Source organism: Vibrio gelatinilyticus (assembly GCF_022836845.1).
Taxonomy (GTDB): Bacteria; Pseudomonadota; Gammaproteobacteria; order Enterobacterales; family Vibrionaceae; genus Vibrio; species Vibrio gelatinilyticus.
This window is the reverse complement of sequence record NZ_JAJNNZ010000029.1, coordinates 1-16195: the sequence shown is the minus strand read 5'-3', so window position 1 is coordinate 16195 and position 16195 is coordinate 1. Positions and strand designations below refer to the sequence as shown.

The following is a 16195-nucleotide window of genomic DNA, read 5'->3' as shown; positions in this document are numbered from 1 at the left end:
ATAGTCGATGATTGGTAAATCAACTAGACGTTGTATTTGTGGCTGGGCTACCTGGATTCGAACCAGGGAATGCCGGCATCAAAAGCCGGTGCCTTACCGCTTGGCGATAGCCCAACTGGATTGTTTAAAGTGTCAATCACACAGCTCTTTATTTCTAAAGAAAATATGGTGCGGAAGGAGAGACTTGAACTCTCACACCTTGCGGCGCCAGAACCTAAATCTGGTGCGTCTACCAATTCCGCCACTTCCGCATCAATTCTGTAGTTAAAAGAGTAATTGGTATAACTCTTTTAACGTTGTACTTAATGAAGTATCACTAAGTTAATATAAATGGTGGCTACGACGGGATTCGAACCTGTGACCCCATCATTATGAGTGATGTGCTCTAACCAGCTGAGCTACGTAGCCACTCTGAAAAATGGTGCGGAAGGAGAGACTTGAACTCTCACACCTTGCGGCGCCAGAACCTAAATCTGGTGCGTCTACCAATTCCGCCACTTCCGCATCGCTCTTATTTCTAAGAGAAAGTTGTAGTTAAAAGAGTAATTGGTATAACTCCGTTAACGTTGTACTTAATGAAGTATCACTAAGTTAATATAAATGGTGGCTACGACGGGATTCGAACCTGTGACCCCATCATTATGAGTGATGTGCTCTAACCAGCTGAGCTACGTAGCCACTCTTGAGAGCGAAAGAATATAATACAATCTGCTCTTTAGTGCCAACTCTTTTTTTAAAAAAGAAGAATCAACAATAATATGGCTGGGCTACCTGGATTCGAACCAGGGAATGCCGGCATCAAAAGCCGGTGCCTTACCGCTTGGCGATAGCCCAACAAAACTTAACACCACAGTGTTAGTTCACAATATGGTGCGGAAGGAGAGACTTGAACTCTCACACCTTGCGGCGCCAGAACCTAAATCTGGTGCGTCTACCAATTCCGCCACTTCCGCATTATTTTCTAACTACTCTAAATTTTAGAATGTTTAGAAAATGGTGGCTACGACGGGATTCGAACCTGTGACCCCATCATTATGAGTGATGTGCTCTAACCAGCTGAGCTACGTAGCCATTTTCCAAATTTTCATTCTCTTCGAAAGTTGCCTTATCGCTGAGAACGGGGCGCATTATGCGGAGTTGAGCCAATTGCGTCAACTTTTTTTTTGAAGAAATTCGCTAAAAAGTGCCGTTCGAATCTTTTTTAATCAAACAGCGTTGTTTGTGATCAAAAACTGGTAAAAAAATAACAATAACTGCCGCGATTTTTTGGTGGAAAGCAAAACGGTTCTCATGATTCATTTTCCTTTAAAAACGAGAAAAGCCAGCGTGTGCTGGCTTTTTGAACAATATCTAATGTTGAATATTAGACGTTGAAGCGGAAATGAATCACATCGCCATCTTTTACGATGTAGTCTTTGCCTTCTAAACGCCATTTACCGGCATCTTTAGCACCACTTTCACCGTTAAATTCAATAAAATCATTGTAACCAACAACTTCCGCACGGATGAAGCCTTTCTCGAAGTCAGTGTGGATTTTACCCGCAGACTGAGGCGCAGTTGCACCAATAGGAATGGTCCAAGCACGAACTTCTTTAACACCCGCTGTGAAGTAAGTTTGAAGAGTTAGCAGCTCGTAACCTGAACGGATCACGCGGTTCAGTCCCGGTTCTTCAATGCCCATATCAGCAAGGAACTCTTCGCGGTCTTCGTCGTCTAGCTCAGACAGCTCTGATTCGATTGCGGCACAAACAGCCACAACAACGTTGTTCTCTTTTTCTGCGTACTCGCGAACAGCGTCCAAGTATGGGTTGTCTTCAAAACCATCTTCATTGACATTGGCGATGTACATTGTTGGCTTCAATGTTAAGAAGTTAAGGTAACCAATGGCAGCCAGCTCTTCTTTTGAAAGGTCTACCGTACGCGCCATTCCGCCTTCTGTTAAGACAGGAAGTAGCTTTTCAAGTACTGTGATTTCAAATTTAGCGTCTTTATCGCCGCCTTTCGCTTTCTTTGCGTTACGTTGCATTGCGCGTTCGCAGCTGTCTAGATCCGCAAGAGCCAGCTCTAGATTGATCACTTCGATATCTTCAATCGGTGATACTTTTCCTGATACGTGAACGATATTTTCGTTTTCAAAACAGCGTACAACGTGGCCGATCGCGTCAGTTTCACGAATGTTGGCTAGGAATTTGTTACCAAGACCTTCACCTTTAGAAGCGCCAGCCACAAGGCCTGCGATGTCTACAAATTCCATTGTCGTAGGAAGGATCTTTTGTGGGTTAACAATTTTTGCTAACGCATCCAAGCGAAGATCTGGAACTGGAACAACACCAGTGTTTGGCTCGATAGTACAAAACGGGAAGTTAGCCGCTTCGATGCCTGCTTTAGTCAGTGCGTTAAACAGAGTTGATTTACCGACGTTTGGTAGACCAACGATGCCACATTTAAAACCCATGATATAAACCTTATTCTGCTTTGAACGTGTGTAAGCGATTTTGTGCTTTTGTCAGGCCATCTTTTAATAAGATATCTAAGCTTCGCACTGACTCGTCAACGACGGCATCAATACATTCCTGCTCTTTGGCTGGAGCTTTGCCTAACACATAACCTGCAACTTTATCTTTGTGTCCAGGGTGGCCAATGCCAATCCTGAGACGATAGAATTCTTTATTGTTTCCGCCTTTACTGATGATGTCTTTAAGTCCGTTGTGACCACCATGGCCACCGCCTTTCTTAAATTTCCCCACACCTGGCGGTAAGTCTAGTTCATCGTGTGCAACCATGATTTCTTCTGGTTTAATTTGATAAAACTTTGCTATCGCAGCGACAGACTTTCCCGATAAGTTCATAAAGGTTGTTGGGATCAGTAAACGAAGATCTTCACCGTGAACCATGATTCGTCCCGTTTGGCCAAAGAACTTTGCTTCATTCTTTAATACTACGTTATGGACGCGTGCTAACTCTTCAACGACCCAGGCACCGGCATTGTGGCGCGTTCTGGCGTATTCAGGGCCTGGATTTGCCAGTCCCACAAGAAGTTTTATATGTTGGCTCAAGGTCAAGATCTCTCTGGAATTTCAAAAAGCGCCGTATAGTAGCATAAAGCTATTGTGTGACGCGAGAGTGGGAATAGAGATAATAAAAAAGCACCCATTAAGAGTGCTTTTGTCTGCATCGTGAATGACTAATTGAAAATTAGCTAAACATTGCAGAGATAGATTCTTCATTGCTGATACGGCGAATTGCTTCAGCTAGCATGCTAGATAGGGTCAATTGCGTCACTTTACCCGTTGCAGCCATCTCTTTGCTCAATGTGATTGAGTCAGTGATGATTACTTGGTCTAGAACCGAACTCTTGATGTTCTTCGCAGCGTTGCCAGAGAATACCGCGTGAGTCGCGTATGCAAATACACGTTTAGCGCCACGCTCTTTTAGAGCTTCTGCTGCTTTACACAAGGTACCGCCAGTATCGATCATGTCATCAACGATTACGCAATCACGACCTTCTACGTCACCGATAAGGTTCATCACCTCAGACACGTTGGCGCGTGGACGACGTTTGTCGACGATAGCGATGTCAATATCACCAAGAGCTTTAGCCGTTGCACGAGCACGTACAACGCCACCTAGGTCTGGAGAAACAACGACAGGATCTTCAAGGCCACGGTTTGCCATGTCTTCAAGAAGTACAGGTGTACCGAAAATGTTGTCTACCGGTACATCGAAGAAGCCTTGGATTTGTTCTGCGTGTAGGTCGATAGTCAAAACGCGGTCAACGCCGACGTTTGAAAGGAAGTCTGCAACAACTTTTGCAGTGATTGGTACACGAGCAGAACGTACGCGACGATCTTGACGGGCATAACCGAAGTATGGGATTACAGCAGTAATACGGCCAGCTGAAGCTCGGCGCATTGCATCAATCATTACCACTAACTCCATTAGATTGTCGTTAGTTGGTGCACAGGTTGATTGGATGATGAATACGTCACTACCACGTACGTTTTCGTTAATTTGTACAGCGACTTCGCCGTCAGAAAAACGGTCAACAGTAGCGTCTCCAAGAGAGATGTATAGACGATCAGCAATACGTTGGGCTAGTTCAGGTGTTGCGTTACCAGCAAATAGCTTCATATCAGGCACGGTGGAAACCTCAGGGTTGCGTCCAGTTTAAACAGATTGTGAGTGGGCTAATTGGTATTTAGCCAGTGTCTCTAATAAAGGGGAGCGATTACACCCTTTGGCGATATACGCCGAGACATTGTCAGGAAGTTGTTCTAAAACCTTAATTGCGTCTTCTTTGTTATCAAACTCCGAAAAAACACAAGAACCGGTTCCGGTTAATCTTGACGGCGCGTATTGTAGCAGCCAAGAAAGTTGCTTATCAACCTCTGGGTACAGTAAACGAACAATTTTTTCGCAATCGTTTTCGTATTTGTTGCTTAGCAGCGTTGTCAGAGACCGTTTTGGTGTGTTTCTCGTCAGTTTGTCATGAGTAAAAATATCGACAGTAGCGATACTGACATCCGGTTTTATCAGTAAATACCATTTTTCTTTTGGATCAGCTGGGATGAGTTGTTCTCCAACGCCTTCGGCAAAGGCTGCATATCCGCGAACGAAGACAGGAACATCTGCACCCAAAGCGAGGCCGATTTGGGCTAACGCACTTTCACTGCAATGCGTTTCCCATAAGTAGTTAAGCGCTACTAGCACGGTCGCGGCATTTGAAGACCCGCCACCAATACCGCCGCCCATTGGCAGTAACTTGTCTATGTCAATGTGAGCGCCGTATTGGCTGCCAGTATGTTGTTGAAGTGCTCGAGCTGCTTTCCAGATTAGGTTGTCTTGTGTATCGACACCTTTTAAGTTGTTTTCTAGGGTGATGTCACCGCTGAGATTTGCGGTTATCGACAAGGTGTCGCACACATCAATGAACTGAAACAGGGTTTGCAATTCATGATAGCCATTGGCCTGACGTCCTGTGATATAGAGGAATAAGTTTAGTTTGGCTGGAGAGGGCCATTGTGTAGTCTCAGAAATCATCTATTTAACAATCCATTTTGAAACAACGAGGTTGATTTTTGTGTCGCCATGAGTCAGTTGCATACGACTAGGCAGTGGGATACTCGTCACCTTTTCTGTTTGCTCGATTGAGCTAAGCTCGGTGTTTAAGTATTCCTTATAAAACAAACTCCAGGTCTGCCTGCCCACCTTAGTTGTCAGGTTTTCTACCGTATTGAAACGGTTAAGCGAATAGCGATCGGAGCGGGTTGGCATACCAATAAGCCAACTTTCTAGCTGCTCTATTGGAATATCGAGCCCGGTTAATTCTGCGATTAGCAAGTTGGCACTATCACCCGCTAGCTTTTCTCCATCGTAAGTCTCGACCACCGCACCATTTGGCGTTGATGTTAAATTAAAAACAGTTTGCCCTAGAAATGTCGATAAACGTATTTGGCTGAAGTTATTTGAGTGAGTCCAGTAAAAGTTAAGTGAGTGTCGCTGGTCTGGAGCGATATAGCCAAGCTTGCCCGTAGCGGTATAACCAGTTAACTGCTTAAGCTCAGATTTATGTGCTTTCCATTCTACGGTATCAGGTTCTTCAGGTACGGATGAGCAACCCATTAAATACAGTGGAAATAAGATGTAGATCAGTATGTGTGGTAACTTGAGCATGTTATCAGTGTATTGTCTAAAAAGTGAACATTGCGGGACGAATTTAGCACGACTATAGCATCAATCTCTCGAACTCAGGAAAACAAATTGCCCTTAGTCTTTCAATCAATTGGCCCATCAAGTAAAATCCTGTCCTATTTGTCAATTCTGTATCAGAGAAACTCTATTTCATGTCATTGCTTGCGGTTGGAATAAATCATAATACAGCGTCTGTGGATTTGCGCGAAAAGGTCGCGTTTCCACCTGAGAAACTCGCTCGAGCATTAGGCGAACTCAAGGAAAGCTCGTCTGTGAATGGAAGCGTGATTTTATCCACGTGCAATCGTACTGAAATCTATTGCGATATAAACGGCAATAGCAAAGCCAAGCTGATTGAATGGCTCATTGAGTTCCATGATGTTAACGCGGAAGAGCTGAAACCTTCACTTTATATGTATGAAGAGCAATCAGCGATAAAACATCTGATGCGCGTTTCATGTGGATTAGACTCTTTGGTTCTGGGGGAGCCGCAGATTCTCGGGCAGGTAAAGCAAGCATACACTGATGCTCGTGAGAATAATGCGGTAGAAAGTGGTTTAGAAAAACTCTTTCAGAAAACATTTTCAGTGGCAAAGCGAGTGCGTACCGAAACTGAAATCGGTGGTAATGCTGTTTCAGTCGCGTATGCGGCTTGTACACTGGCCAAACAAATCTTTGAGTCTATTGCCGATTCCACAGTATTGCTGGTAGGTGCTGGTGAAACCATAGAGTTGGTTGCTAAGCATTTGGCCGGGCATGATTGCAAAAATATGATTGTTGCCAACCGAACCAAAGAACGTGCGGAAGTGTTAGCGTCTCAGTTTAATGCTGAGGTGATCAGCTTGTCGCAGATCCCAGAAGTGCTTCCTCGTGCCGATATTGTCATCAGCTCTACTGCGAGCCAATTGCCTATTATCGGTAAAGGGATGGTTGAAAGCGCCCTTAAAGCTCGCCGACATCAGCCCATTTTATTGATCGATATTGCCGTCCCTCGTGACATCGAATCGCAAGTGGGCGAACTTAGTGACGCTTATCTATATACTGTTGATGATCTGCAGTCGATTGTCGAAAGCAATATGGAGCAGCGTAAAGTTGAAGCGATTCAAGCAGAAGCCATCGTCAGCACAGAGAGCGCTCAGTTTATGACCTGGATGCGATCGCTACAGGCTGTTGACAGCATTCGAGAGTTTCGCCAGTCTGCTGACGAGATCCGCAAAGAGTTACTAGCAAAAAGCATTCAGTCTTTAACCACGGGCGCAGATCCAGAAAAAGTATTACTTGAATTAAGCAATAAGTTGACAAATAGACTGATCCACGCACCGACGCGTGCGCTACAAGATGCCGCAGAGCAGGGAGATCCTGCTAAGCTAAAAACTATCAGACAAAGCCTCGGTTTACACGAAGCTTAAATAAGCCACATTCTTATAAAAGATCTTAATTATGAAATCCTCTATTTTATTGAAACTGGAATCTCTGGTTGAACGTTACGAAGAAGTTCAACACTTACTGGGTGATCCAGATGTTATTGGTGACCAAGACAAGTTCCGTGCTTTGTCTAGAGAGTACTCTCAGCTTGAAGAAGTGACTCAGTGTTTCCAAGCTTATCAGCAAGCACAAGAGGACCTTGAAGCCGCTGAAGAGATGGCCAAAGAAGACGATGAAGAAATGCGTGAAATGGCCCTTGAAGAAATCAAGGACGCTAAAGAAAGCATCGAGCGTCTTGCTGACGAGCTACAGATCCTACTATTGCCAAAAGATCCAAACGATAGCCGCAACTGTTTCCTCGAAATTCGTGCTGGTGCTGGTGGTGATGAAGCGGGTATCTTTGCCGGTGATCTGTTCCGTATGTACAGCCGATTTGCAGAAAAGCGCGGTTGGCGTATCGAAGTCATGAGCGCAAACGAATCGGAACAAGGTGGTTACAAAGAGATGATCGCTAAAGTCAGTGGTGAAGATGTTTACGGCGTATTGAAATTCGAGTCGGGTGGACACCGTGTACAACGTGTTCCAGCTACGGAGTCCCAAGGTCGTGTTCATACATCAGCGTGCACAGTGGCAATTATGCCTGAAATCCCAGAAGCTGAAATTCCAGAGATCAAAGCAAGCGATCTGAAAATCGATACCTTCCGAGCTTCGGGCGCGGGTGGTCAGCACGTCAACACCACTGATTCTGCGATTCGTATTACTCACTTGCCAACCGGAACCGTTGTTGAGTGTCAAGACGAGCGTTCGCAACATAAGAACAAAGCAAAAGCGATGTCGGTATTGGCTGCTCGCATCATTCAAGCAGAAGAAGCTAAGCGTGCGGCAGAGGTCTCTGACACTCGTCGTAACCTATTAGGCTCTGGTGACCGTAGTGATCGCATCCGTACTTATAACTACCCTCAAGGCCGAGTGTCTGATCACCGTATTAACTTGACCTTGTACCGCCTGTCTGAGGTGATGGAAGGTGACCTACAAAGCTTGGTCGATCCAGTCATGCAAGAACATCAGGCGGATCAATTAGCCGCTCTTGCAGAGCAACACTAATTGATGTTTACCGGGCTCACTATTGCTGAAAGCCAAAAAGAGATAACGACTCGATTTGTTGAAAGTGGCAGCAGTTCTGCGGCAATTGATGCTGCAGTCTTGCTTTGTCACGTGCTCGACAAGCCGAGAAGTTATTTGCTTACCTGGCCAGAAAGAGCATTGACAGAATCACAAGCAGAGCAGCTCGCAAAGTTTGTGACTCGACGCGAACAGGGAGAACCTGTGGCGTATATTGTTGGTGAGCGTGAATTTTGGTCATTGCCTCTTAATGTTAGTCCCACAACGCTTATTCCACGTCCAGATACAGAACGCCTAGTTGAGCTCACACTAGAGAAAGCTGAAATGGCTGCAGGTCCTGTTCTTGACTTGGGAACCGGAACTGGGGCGATTGCATTGGCGCTTGCATCTGAATTACCGGATAGACAAGTGCTTGGCGTGGATTACCAACAAGATGCAGTGGAATTGGCCGAAGGAAACAGTAAAAAGTTGGATATTCGCAATGCGACATTTGCTCAGGGTAGTTGGTTCGAACCGATAGACCGTGGCCAGAAGTTCGCCATTATCGTATCGAATCCGCCCTATATTGATGAGCTAGATCCCCATTTAAAGCAAGGGGATGTCGTCTTCGAACCTTCCACGGCTCTCATTGCTAAAGATAACGGATTAGCTGACATTAAACACATCGCAAGTGAAGCGCGTCAGTTTTTGCAAATTCAGGGCTGGTTATTGGTCGAGCATGGCTATGAGCAAGGTGCCCAAGTTCGAGATATAATGCAAGAAAACGGATACCAGCAGGTGTCGACAGAACGAGACTATGCGGGTAACGATCGAGTCACCCTGGGTCGTTGGAACTAAAAGCCTCTATTAATAAAATAAGAGAACAAGAATTATGTATGAAGGATTAAAACATTTTCACTTTATGACAATTGCACTGAGTGCGTTACTGTTGTCTGTGCGATACGGGCTTATTATGATGGATTCCGAAAAAGTGAATCACCCATTCTTAAAACGTTTTCCGCACATTAATGATTCTCTTCTTCTATTGTCTGGATTTGGACTTATCGCGATCACTGGGTTTGTACCATTCACACCAGAATTTCCTTGGATGACGGAAAAAATGGCCTGTGTCATGATTTACATTGCACTGGGCTTTTTCACTCTGAAATTTGCAAGAACCAAATTACTAAAAAGTTGCGCCTTTTTTGGCGCTCTTGGGTGGTTAATCATTGCGGCGAAGGTTGCGATGTTAAAAACACCACTTTTAATGGGATAACACATGATTGAACTGTTTGATGAAGATTTTGATGCTATCGAGTTAGTTGATGGTGCACTGATCTTAAACAAAGCGGTTGCCCCAGAGACACAGGTTTACTGGGCCGAGCAAGAAATTGCACGGTTGCTTAAAGAAGCTGAGCAGGCACTTGTGCATGAAAGCAATGAAAAACAGCGATTTGAATCTCTGCTACGATTATTTTATCGAGAGTGGGGCTTTTGCGGTGATATTGATGCCTATTTTTCGTCAGAGAATGCCTTTATCGACAAAGTACTGGAAAGGCGCAAAGGAATCCCGGTCAGCTTAGGCTCAATTTTACTGTATTTATCGCGTAAATTAGGGTTCCCAGTTGAAGCGGTGACTTTCCCAACCCAGTTTCTACTGAAATTAACCTGGCCAGGTGAAGTCGCAGTGTACATCAACCCTTACGATGGTGAGTATGTCAGCACGTCAACACTAAGGGCATGGCTTATTGGTCATGAAGGTACGTTGGCTAAACTAAAACCTAAGCATCTTGCCGTCGCGGATAATCCCACAGTGATAGGTCGATGGTTAGCGTTACTGAAAAGCGCACTGCTTAGAGAAGAGAAGTATACTTTAGCACTTCGTTGTACAGATCTTGCTTTGACCTTCGTGCCTGATGATCCGTATGAAATTCGTGATAGAGGCTTTATTTATCAACAGCTTGACTGCCACCAAATAGCGGTTTCGGACTTTGAGTATTTTATTGAACAATGCCCAGAAGACCCTGCAATCGAGCTGCTAAAGAACCAAGTGTCAGCGATGAGCGAAACGCTGATTACCCTGCACTAAAGAGATAGAGAGTAGAACATGGAACAAAAAACGGTTCACGTTGGTGATATACCTGTTGCAAACAATCAGCCTTTCACTTTGTTTGCTGGTATGAACGTACTGGAGTCTCGTGATCTTGCAATGCAAATTTGTGAGCATTATGTTCGAGTGACAGAAAAGCTCGGTATTCCTTACGTCTTCAAGGCGTCTTTTGATAAGGCCAACAGAAGTTCGGTTCATTCATATAGAGGTCCTGGTCTCGATGAAGGATTGAAAATCTTTCAAGAACTGAAAGATACTTTTGGCGTAAAAATCATTACAGATGTCCACACAGAGGCACAAGCTCAGCCCGTTGCTGATGTTGTTGACGTTATTCAATTGCCTGCATTCTTAGCTCGCCAAACTGATTTGGTAGAAGCCATGGCAAAGACGGGTGCTGTGATTAACGTTAAAAAGCCTCAGTTTATGAGCCCGAACCAGGTAGGTAATATCGTCGATAAGTTCGCAGAATGCGGCAACGACAAAATTATCTTGTGTGAACGTGGTTCTTGCCATGGCTACGACAACCTTGTGGTAGACATGCTTGGCTTTGGTGTCATGAAAAAGGCATCGAATGGTAGCCCGATCATTTTTGACGTAACGCACTCACTGCAAATGCGTGATCCATCTGGCGCAGCATCAGGTGGCCGCCGAGAGCAAACCGTTGAACTGGCAAAAGCTGGCCTGGCGACGGGTATTGCCGGCTTGTTCATCGAAGCGCACCCAAATCCTGATAACGCACTGTGTGATGGTCCATCGGCATTGCCACTAGATAAGCTTGAACCATTTCTTGCACAAATGAAGTCATTGGACGACCTCATTAAGAGCTTCTCTGATATTGACATCAGATAGTGGTATCACTCTTTAAATACTAAGCCAGTCTTTTGACTGGCTTTTTTTATGTTCACGAATTCTGTTGAGAAATCGTTTTTATTCTGAAATCTGGTTGTCTAATAGGCTGCTAACTCGCTATCCCCAGTGGAGGTGTTTAAAGTGGTATAAATATGAAAGAGTTATTTGCTATTTGATATAACTATCATCAATAAAACAACTTCTTGTGACAAAGTCGACATAAAATTGAAAACGCAATGTCATGTCGACACAGTTACTTTAAACTATCTCAAGTTTTGTCGTGGATTCAACACGTTGAATGGGCATTCAACATACTTTCTCGACAATAATTAAGAGAGTCAGATAAAGACGTTTAGGTCGTATCGTCTTTCTAAGCAGTGGATCCCCCCAGTTCAAAAGGTATGACAATGAAACAAGGCCTCATTTTAAAAACCGCACTGAGTGCAGCAATTATCGCGTCACTAGCAGGATGCGCAACTCAACCAGAACACCAATGGAACGCAGACGAGACTTACAAACTCACCGTACTTCATACCAATGATCATCACGGTCGTTTTTGGGAGAACAAATACGGCGAGTATGGAATGGCAGCACGTAAAACACTAATTGATGATATTCGTGCGGATGTAGAAGCCGAAGGCGGCAGTTTACTACTCTTGTCTGGTGGCGATATCAATACTGGTGTGCCAGAGTCCGATTTACAGGATGCTGAGCCAGATTTTAAAGGCATGACGAAGATTGGCTATGATGCGATGGCATTAGGTAACCATGAATTCGATAACCCATTAGAGGTGCTTTTCAAGCAGAAAGAATGGGCGAGTTTCCCAATGTTGTCTGCCAATATCTATGATAAGAAAACGGGTGAGCGCATGTTTGACGCTTACGAGATTTTTGACAAGCAGGGCATCAAAATTGCTGTAATCGGCTTAACCACTGAAGATACAGCCAAAATCGGTAATCCCGAATACATAGGCGGCATCGAGTTCCGAGACCCTAAAGTAGAAGCGAAAAAAGTTATCGATGATCTCAAGGCCAATGAAAAGCCCGATCTTATTTTTGCGGTAACCCACATGGGGCACTACGAAGATGGTCAGCGTGGTGTGAATGCGCCTGGTGACGTTGCTCTAGCTCGCTACCTTGAGGAAGGTGATCTCGATATGATTGTTGGTGGTCACTCACAAGAGCCTGTTTGTATGGAAGGCCCAAATGTTATCGCGAAGAGCTTTAAGCCAAGTGATGAGTGTCGACCAGACAACCAAAACGGCACCTGGATTGTGCAAGCTCACGAGTGGGGTAAGTACGTAGGCCGTGCTGATTACGAGTTCCGTAATGGTGAGCTCGAGATGGTGAGCTATGACCTCATTCCTGTTAACTTGAAAAAGAAAGTGAAAATTGACGGCAAGAAACAGCGTGTTTTCATCGAAGACGAAATTGCTAAAGATCCTGAGTTATTGGCTTTCTTGAAGCCATTCCAAGAAAAAGGCCAAGAGCAGCTAACCGTTAAGATTGCCGAAACCAACGGCAAACTTGAAGGTGATCGTAATGTGGTTCGCTTTAATCAAACAAACCTAGGTACCCTAATTGCAACCGCTCATATGGAGCGTGCTAAGGCCGATTTTGCAGTAATGAACTCTGGTGGTGTGCGTGATTCAATTGCCCAGGGTTCGGTAACATACAAAGATGTCCTTATCGTTCAGCCGTTTGGTAATATCATTACTTACACCGACATGACAGGCGCTGAAGTGGTTGATTACTTGAACGTAGTCGCGACAAAACCGGTTGATTCTGGTGCCTACGCACAATTCGCGGGCATTTCAATGACCGTAAGCCAAGACTCTGTATCTGACGTTGTGATTAATGGAAAGCCGTTAGATCCAAAAGAAGTGTATCGCTTCACCGTACCGAGCTTTAATGCCGCTGGTGGTGACGGTTATCCAAAACTATCGGGTCACCCAGGTCATGTAAACACGGGTTTTGTTGATGCTGAAGTATTAAAAGAGTACTTACAAGCAAACAGCCCTATTGATGTAAACAAATATGCGCCTAAGGGCGGTATGGTATACAAAAATCAATAATGTTTGATTGACTCCCTTGTAGAGTTAGATATAAATAAGCGGTGCGGTAGCGCCGTTTTTTTTGTCGACGAGTAAAGCCAATGACACCAGCAATTAACCTTGTTAAGAAGAAAAAAATCCCTCATACAATCCATCAATATGAGCACGATCCCAATCATGAAAGCTATGGTCTGGAAGCAGCAGAAGCGCTTGGTCAAGATCCTGAGTCAGTGTTTAAGACCTTGCTATTTTCATTGAATGGAGATGCCAAAAACTTGGCGGTCGCCATTATACCTGTTGAGCTGAAACTGAATTTGAAAATGGCGGCAAAGGCCGCTGGTGCTAAGAAAGCTGAAATGGCGGATAAAGACATTGCCCAGAAAATAACGGGGTATGTTTTAGGCGGAATATCGCCCCTAGGGCAGAAAAGGGCATTACCAACTTATATCCACATTAGCGCCGAATCGCGACAAGCTATGTGTGTAAGCGCGGGCCGTCGAGGTCTGGAAATCGAATTGGCCCCACATGATCTGGCAAGTTTAACCCGAGCCAAATTTACCAGTCTGTGTGAGGCGTAACGCGAGTACCGTTACTTCTTCAATGACAAGGTGCCAGAGACGCGAGCTCTTGGCGATTGTTTTGCGTTGTCTTGTTTAGCATGGCCACGCTTTTTATGCGGCGAGTTTCTGCTCTTGTTGGCCCCTTTTTCAGCAAAGCCAGCTTTGCCTTTGTTGGCCCTTTGTTTTGAGGGTGAGTGGCGTAGGTCATCTGCACCGTGGCCAGAGTAGGTCTTCTGCGTTTGCTTCTTTGCTTCGATTCTTGCATCGTGCAACTTAGCATCAGTGGCTTTGGTTATATAATGTCCTTTACCATCTTTGCGTGAGGCTTCTTCTGTTGATGAAGAACTTTCACACATTTGGTGTATCTCTGCGACCTCCTGGTCCGTCAGATATCGCCACTTACCGTTTGGAATACCATCTAACGAGATGTTCATAATGCGAACACGTCGAAGCTTAAAGACTTCGTAGCCTAGCGCCTCACACATACGTCTGATTTGGCGGTTTAAACCTTGAGTTAACGTAATACGAAACGAGAACTTGGTTTCCTGCTCAACCTGGCACGGTAAAGTCACCGTATCTAGGATAGGGACACCACTGGCCATTTTTTGGATAAAGTCTTTGGTGACCGGTTTATCTACACGCACCACATACTCTTTTTCGTGGTTATTACCCGCGCGCAAAATCTTGTTGACGATATCTCCATCGTTGGTCAAAAAGATCAAACCGTCAGAGGGTTTATCAAGGCGACCAATCGGGAAAATGCGCTTATGATGACCAATGAAATCAACAATATTCCCGGCAACATCTCGCTCGGTTGTACAGGTGATACCTGTTGGTTTATTAAGCGCAATATAAATCGATTTTTCTTTGCTCTTTACTGGTTTTCCATCGATCTCAACCACATCACCTTCGAGAACCTTCGTGCCCATTTCAGGAATTACACCATTGATCGTGACGCGCTTTTGCTCAATAAGTCTATCTGCTTCTCGTCGAGAGCAAAATCCAGTTTCACTGATGTATTTATTCAGGCGTTTGCCGTCAGTTTGATTAGACATAGTTGAAATCGCTTTAGGTTATCCGGTGATGTTCGCATATAGGGCGCGTATTCTATACCCAAACGAGTTGACAAGCCAATGAATGCAGCAAGTAATCCGGTTAGGCGTTAACTTTGTCGTTTTTGGTGTTTTTCTCGGTTTTCTAGCTTCTTTTCCTGGCTTTTGCGCAACATGACATACACCGCGCCAGAACCACCATGAAATCGTTGTGCACTGTGGACACATTGAACATCATGAATTTGCCTTAGCCATGATGACACATAGCTTTTCATTAGAGCGGGCGGGTTCGAGCGTTCGCCTCGCCCATGGATAATTATCACGGTGCGGATATCCAAACGAATGCATTGCTGAAGAAATTTGACCACTTCATCACGCGCTTGTTTTAGTGTTTTTCGATGAAGATCGAGTTTCGCTTGGAGCGGGTATTTTCCCAGTCTCAATTTACGGTATACACCTTCTTGTACACCGTCTCTTTTAAACTCGATGATGTCATCGGGTTTTACACTAGGCGCATAATCAATCGAAAGGTATTCAGGGTCATGCTCAGTCAGCCATATGGCCGCTTCGCGTTTGGCGAGCTGGGCGTCGGTAATAGCATGCTCTTTTTTGAGTTCAACGGTATCTTGCTTGATGGGTTTGACGTCTCCCATCATTTGCTGAAATAGCTCTAAATCTTTGTCTTGAGTCATATCTGCATCTGTCTAAATTGGCGCTTTCTAGGCAGTATATAACAATGTGTTGTAACAGAGGTATTAAAAGAGAGGCACTAAAAAACCGGAGTGAACAGACGATCCACCCCGGTGCATAGCGGTAACCTATTCAAAGAATAGAGGCTACGCGATTCTAGTGAGGAGATTTGTCGTTCGCCACCTTGTAAATAATGAAACCGCCGTAAAACAGCATTAAGCTAAAAGCCGCAAAAATGACCATCATTGAAGATAAGCCGACGGCATTGCCAAATAGGAGATCAAGCCAAAGATCCATGTTTCCTCCAAGGTTTTGAAGACAGACTTTAAAATACGGCTTGGTCAGAAATTGCACACTGATCTGGATCAAGAGTGTTTTTCATGTTAAATAAATGTGTGTGTAATTGTGTTTTTAGTCACAGTTTTAGACGAATTGTACAAAGCGTCAGCAGTTAACGCGTTATGGTTGAAAAGTTGCAATAAATTACTTGCGTCACAAAAATTTATCAGTAATATACGCATCCGTTGCTTAGCAAGACTACAGCAAACAAATCTCGGTGAATAGCGCAGCTTGGTAGCGCATCTGGTTTGGGACCAGAGGGTCGGGGGTTCGAATCCCTCTTCACCGACCACATTTAGAAAAACCTCGCTTTAAACGGCGAGG

16 protein-coding genes and 9 tRNA genes are annotated in these 16195 nt (G+C 44.6%); 9 read left to right on the top strand and 16 right to left on the bottom strand.

The window, feature by feature from the left end; genetic code table 11:
- Positions 1–39: 39 nt before the first annotated feature.
- From LNL84_RS19305 to lolB, 13 genes are all read right to left on the bottom strand, one after another.
- Positions 40–114 (bottom strand) — tRNA-Gln (locus LNL84_RS19305).
- 52 nt (positions 115–166) lie between these two features.
- Positions 167–251 (bottom strand) — tRNA-Leu (locus LNL84_RS19300).
- 80 nt (positions 252–331) lie between these two features.
- Positions 332–408 (bottom strand) — tRNA-Met (locus tag LNL84_RS19295).
- Positions 409–419: 11 nt separating this feature from the next.
- Positions 420–504 (bottom strand) — tRNA-Leu (locus LNL84_RS19290).
- Between the two features lie 97 nt (positions 505–601).
- Positions 602–678, bottom strand: a tRNA-Met gene (locus LNL84_RS19285).
- Between the two features lie 81 nt (positions 679–759).
- A tRNA-Gln gene (locus LNL84_RS19280) sits at positions 760–834 on the bottom strand.
- 34 nt (positions 835–868) lie between these two features.
- Positions 869–953: transfer RNA gene (locus tag LNL84_RS19275), tRNA-Leu, on the bottom strand.
- A gap of 41 nt (positions 954–994) precedes the next feature.
- Positions 995–1071 (bottom strand) — tRNA-Met (locus LNL84_RS19270).
- 292 nt (positions 1072–1363) lie between these two features.
- Complete coding sequence (ychF, locus tag LNL84_RS19265) at positions 1364–2455, bottom strand: redox-regulated ATPase YchF (RefSeq protein ID WP_244359447.1); 1092 nt, start codon at positions 2453–2455, stop codon at positions 1364–1366.
- A 10-nt stretch (positions 2456–2465) separates the two neighbouring features.
- A complete protein-coding gene (pth, locus tag LNL84_RS19260; protein ID WP_244359445.1) occupies positions 2466–3056 on the bottom strand; it encodes an aminoacyl-tRNA hydrolase in 591 nt (196 codons plus the stop codon).
- 139 nt (positions 3057–3195) lie between these two features.
- Positions 3196–4140, bottom strand: coding sequence for a ribose-phosphate pyrophosphokinase (locus tag LNL84_RS19255; protein ID WP_244359443.1), 945 nt, complete (start codon positions 4138–4140; stop codon positions 3196–3198).
- Positions 4141–4167: 27 nt separating this feature from the next.
- Positions 4168–5040, bottom strand: coding sequence for a 4-(cytidine 5'-diphospho)-2-C-methyl-D-erythritol kinase (ispE, locus tag LNL84_RS19250; protein ID WP_244359441.1), 873 nt, complete (start codon positions 5038–5040; stop codon positions 4168–4170).
- Positions 5041–5673 carry a lipoprotein insertase outer membrane protein LolB gene (gene lolB / locus LNL84_RS19245; protein ID WP_244359439.1) on the bottom strand — a complete coding sequence of 211 codons (633 nt, stop codon included), beginning with the start codon at positions 5671–5673 and terminating at the stop codon, positions 5041–5043.
- Between the two features lie 170 nt (positions 5674–5843).
- Between lolB and hemA the strand changes: the two genes are divergently transcribed.
- The 8 genes from hemA to ybaK all read left to right on the top strand — a co-directional run bounded on the left by hemA (position 5844) and on the right by ybaK (position 13808).
- Positions 5844–7100, top strand: coding sequence for a glutamyl-tRNA reductase (hemA, locus tag LNL84_RS19240; protein ID WP_244359437.1), 1257 nt, complete (start codon positions 5844–5846; stop codon positions 7098–7100).
- Positions 7101–7131: 31 nt separating this feature from the next.
- Positions 7132–8220 (top strand): peptide chain release factor 1, encoded by a 1089-nt coding sequence (prfA, locus tag LNL84_RS19235; protein WP_244359435.1) that lies wholly within the window; start codon positions 7132–7134, stop codon positions 8218–8220.
- A gap of 3 nt (positions 8221–8223) precedes the next feature.
- Positions 8224–9075: a peptide chain release factor N(5)-glutamine methyltransferase gene (prmC, locus tag LNL84_RS19230; protein ID WP_244359433.1), complete on the top strand. Its 852-nt coding sequence runs from the start codon at positions 8224–8226 to the stop codon at positions 9073–9075.
- A 34-nt stretch (positions 9076–9109) separates the two neighbouring features.
- Entirely contained in the window at positions 9110–9493 is a 384-nt protein-coding gene (locus LNL84_RS19225; RefSeq protein WP_244359431.1) for a SirB2 family protein, read from the top strand.
- Positions 9494–9496: 3 nt separating this feature from the next.
- Positions 9497–10306: a SirB1 family protein gene (locus LNL84_RS19220; protein ID WP_244359429.1), complete on the top strand. Its 810-nt coding sequence runs from the start codon at positions 9497–9499 to the stop codon at positions 10304–10306.
- 18 nt (positions 10307–10324) lie between these two features.
- Complete coding sequence (gene kdsA, locus LNL84_RS19215) at positions 10325–11176, top strand: 3-deoxy-8-phosphooctulonate synthase (protein WP_244359428.1); 852 nt, start codon at positions 10325–10327, stop codon at positions 11174–11176.
- A gap of 407 nt (positions 11177–11583) precedes the next feature.
- Complete coding sequence (ushA, locus tag LNL84_RS19210) at positions 11584–13251, top strand: bifunctional UDP-sugar hydrolase/5'-nucleotidase UshA (RefSeq protein ID WP_244359427.1); 1668 nt, start codon at positions 11584–11586, stop codon at positions 13249–13251.
- Between the two features lie 80 nt (positions 13252–13331).
- Positions 13332–13808: a Cys-tRNA(Pro) deacylase gene (ybaK, locus tag LNL84_RS19205; RefSeq protein ID WP_244359426.1), complete on the top strand. Its 477-nt coding sequence runs from the start codon at positions 13332–13334 to the stop codon at positions 13806–13808.
- 11 nt (positions 13809–13819) lie between these two features.
- On the opposite strand, the gene rluF is transcribed toward ybaK, so the two are convergent.
- From rluF to LNL84_RS19190, 3 genes are all read right to left on the bottom strand, one after another.
- Positions 13820–14845: a 23S rRNA pseudouridine(2604) synthase RluF gene (gene rluF, locus LNL84_RS19200; RefSeq protein ID WP_244359425.1), complete on the bottom strand. Its 1026-nt coding sequence runs from the start codon at positions 14843–14845 to the stop codon at positions 13820–13822.
- Between the two features lie 107 nt (positions 14846–14952).
- Positions 14953–15534, bottom strand: a complete 582-nt coding sequence (gene smrA, locus LNL84_RS19195; RefSeq protein ID WP_244359424.1) for a DNA endonuclease SmrA — start codon at positions 15532–15534, stop codon at positions 14953–14955.
- A gap of 154 nt (positions 15535–15688) precedes the next feature.
- Positions 15689–15829, bottom strand: a complete 141-nt coding sequence (locus LNL84_RS19190; protein WP_244359423.1) for a DUF3149 domain-containing protein — start codon at positions 15827–15829, stop codon at positions 15689–15691.
- Positions 15830–16086: 257 nt separating this feature from the next.
- Between LNL84_RS19190 and LNL84_RS19185 the strand changes: the two genes are divergently transcribed.
- A tRNA-Pro gene (locus tag LNL84_RS19185) sits at positions 16087–16163 on the top strand.
- Positions 16164–16195 lie beyond the last annotated feature (32 nt).

Coding starts and splice junctions, on each gene's coding strand:
- LNL84_RS19225 (WP_244359431.1), top strand. CDS start 9,110: ATGTATGAAGGATTAAAACATTTTCACTTTATGACAATTGCACTGAGT.
- prmC (WP_244359433.1), top strand. CDS start 8,224: ATGTTTACCGGGCTCACTATTGCTGAAAGCCAAAAAGAGATAACGACT.
- ybaK (WP_244359426.1), top strand. CDS start 13,332: ATGACACCAGCAATTAACCTTGTTAAGAAGAAAAAAATCCCTCATACA.
- kdsA (WP_244359428.1), top strand. CDS start 10,325: ATGGAACAAAAAACGGTTCACGTTGGTGATATACCTGTTGCAAACAAT.
- lolB (WP_244359439.1), bottom strand. CDS start 5,673: ATGCTCAAGTTACCACACATACTGATCTACATCTTATTTCCACTGTAT.
- rluF (WP_244359425.1), bottom strand. CDS start 14,845: ATGTCTAATCAAACTGACGGCAAACGCCTGAATAAATACATCAGTGAA.
- LNL84_RS19190 (WP_244359423.1), bottom strand. CDS start 15,829: ATGGATCTTTGGCTTGATCTCCTATTTGGCAATGCCGTCGGCTTATCT.
- ushA (WP_244359427.1), top strand. CDS start 11,584: ATGAAACAAGGCCTCATTTTAAAAACCGCACTGAGTGCAGCAATTATC.
- prfA (WP_244359435.1), top strand. CDS start 7,132: ATGAAATCCTCTATTTTATTGAAACTGGAATCTCTGGTTGAACGTTAC.
- ispE (WP_244359441.1), bottom strand. CDS start 5,040: ATGATTTCTGAGACTACACAATGGCCCTCTCCAGCCAAACTAAACTTA.
- LNL84_RS19220 (WP_244359429.1), top strand. CDS start 9,497: ATGATTGAACTGTTTGATGAAGATTTTGATGCTATCGAGTTAGTTGAT.
- ychF (WP_244359447.1), bottom strand. CDS start 2,455: ATGGGTTTTAAATGTGGCATCGTTGGTCTACCAAACGTCGGTAAATCA.
- hemA (WP_244359437.1), top strand. CDS start 5,844: ATGTCATTGCTTGCGGTTGGAATAAATCATAATACAGCGTCTGTGGAT.
- smrA (WP_244359424.1), bottom strand. CDS start 15,534: ATGACTCAAGACAAAGATTTAGAGCTATTTCAGCAAATGATGGGAGAC.